This is a genomic window from Mesorhizobium sp. M7A.F.Ca.CA.004.04.2.1 (assembly GCF_004022825.1).
Taxonomy (GTDB): domain Bacteria; phylum Pseudomonadota; class Alphaproteobacteria; order Rhizobiales; family Rhizobiaceae; genus Mesorhizobium.
The window spans coordinates 1-1,509 of the sequence record NZ_RZPH01001254.1 but is presented as its reverse complement, the minus strand read 5'-3'; the positions used below and the strand labels follow the sequence as shown (position 1 = coordinate 1,509).

Genomic DNA, 1,509 nt, shown 5'->3' with positions numbered 1-1,509 from the left:
CCATAGATGCCCGGCTCGCGCTTGCCGAGCGCGTTGAGATTGGGACCGTTCAGGACGAAAACCGTTTTCAAAAAGCCGACCTTTCCCGGCGCCGTCATCAAGCCGGCGCGCTGGGCCCTCTATAATGGGCATAGCCGCCCGCGGAAAGAGCACAAGTGCGTTCTTTCACTGTCCACAACAGGCGGAAATGTGCCCGTGAGAAATAGCTGGCGAGCAAGATCAGAGCGCGGCTTTCGCCGCCTCGATCTTTTCTGCCAGCACTTCCTGCCCGAGTGCTCCGAACACCACCTCGTTGCCGATGACATAGGACGGCGTTCCGGTGATCGCCAGCTTGTTGGCAAGATCGTAGGTCTTGGCGAGGGCCTCGTTGATTGTCGGGTCCTTCATCTTCTCGCGCAGCGCCGCTTCGTCGGCGCCGAGCGACAGCGCGACCTTGATTGCCGACGCCTCGGTGGCGCGTCCCTGGCCGCCGAGCAACGCATTGTGGAACTCGCCGTACTTTTCCGGGTGCATCAGGTGAAAGGCCATCGAGACCACGCTCGCCTTCTGCGATTCCGGTCCAAGGATGGGGAATTCCTTGAGCACGAAGCGCAGGTCCGGATCGGTCTTGGTCAGCGCCTGCATGTCGTCCATGGCGCGTTTGCAGAAGCCGCAATTGTAGTCGTAGAACTCGACGATGGTGACCTTGCCGTTCGGATTGCCGACGACGCCGTCGAAGGCGGAGTTGAAGATCTGGTCCTTGGCATTCTTGATCACGCCGAGATGAGCGATGCGCTGCTCTTCCTTCTGCTTGGCCTCAAGCGCGTCCTGGACTTCCAGGAGGACTTCCGGGTTTTTCAACAAATAGTCGCGGATGATGCCTTCGACCTCGGTGCGGTCGATCTTGGTATCGGCCGCCGCGGTCTCGACCGGCTGTGCGGTACCGGCCTTGGCGATCTGCGGGTTTCCGGCAACGAATCCGAAAGCCAGCATGGCCAGGGCGACCGCAACCCCCGTGGTGCCCAGCAGCAGTGCCTTTTTCATCGTTCCTGTTCCTTCTACCTGTTTTCCGGTCTGGCTATGTCGTGGCGCGCGGCCGGAAGGTTCACTTGATCTTGGTTGACGGCTTGTAGTTTATGATATCCTGGGCGCGAAGCCAGCGCGGCTCGCCGCGTTTCATCTGCTGCTGCGCCCGCATGGCGAAAATCTTCGCATCCTTGTAGTTGCCGGAATAGAAATGGCTTTCGGCGGTGGCAAGTTCGGCGCCCGGTATGTCACCCAACTCACCGTAGGCCTGTGCCAGATAGCGATACCCGGCTGAATTTTCCTTGTCGCGCCCGAGGCCGTTGTTGATCTGCACGACGGCTTTTTTCAGAGAGTCGGGCGTGCCGACGGCCATCAGCGCCTGGCCCATGGACACCGGCAGCAGACCGGACCGCGCCGAATCGAGGCTGACCGCCTTGGCGTAGGCGTCCGCGGCTTCCTTGGGTTTGTTTGCCTTCATCAGGATGTCGCCGCGCAGTTCCTGGA

2 protein-coding genes and 1 pseudogene are annotated in these 1,509 nt (G+C 60.7%); all 3 read right to left on the bottom strand.

What is annotated here, in order from left to right; translation table 11 throughout:
- Nucleotides 1-98 (bottom strand): type II 3-dehydroquinate dehydratase (locus EN893_RS33580; protein ID WP_206640234.1); only part of this gene is annotated, 98 nt, incomplete at its 3' end.
- A gap of 121 nt (nt 99-219) precedes the next feature.
- The gene (locus tag EN893_RS33575; protein ID WP_127272408.1) at nt 220-1,023 is read right to left on the bottom strand and encodes a DsbA family protein; all 804 of its coding nucleotides are present in this window, start codon (nt 1,021-1,023) and stop codon (nt 220-222) included.
- A 61-nt stretch (nt 1,024-1,084) separates the two neighbouring features.
- Nucleotides 1,085-1,509, bottom strand: a pseudogene (locus EN893_RS33570) (M48 family peptidase); the annotation flags it as partial.

Coding starts and splice junctions, on each gene's coding strand:
- EN893_RS33575 (WP_127272408.1), bottom strand. CDS start 1,023: ATGAAAAAGGCACTGCTGCTGGGCACCACGGGGGTTGCGGTCGCCCTG.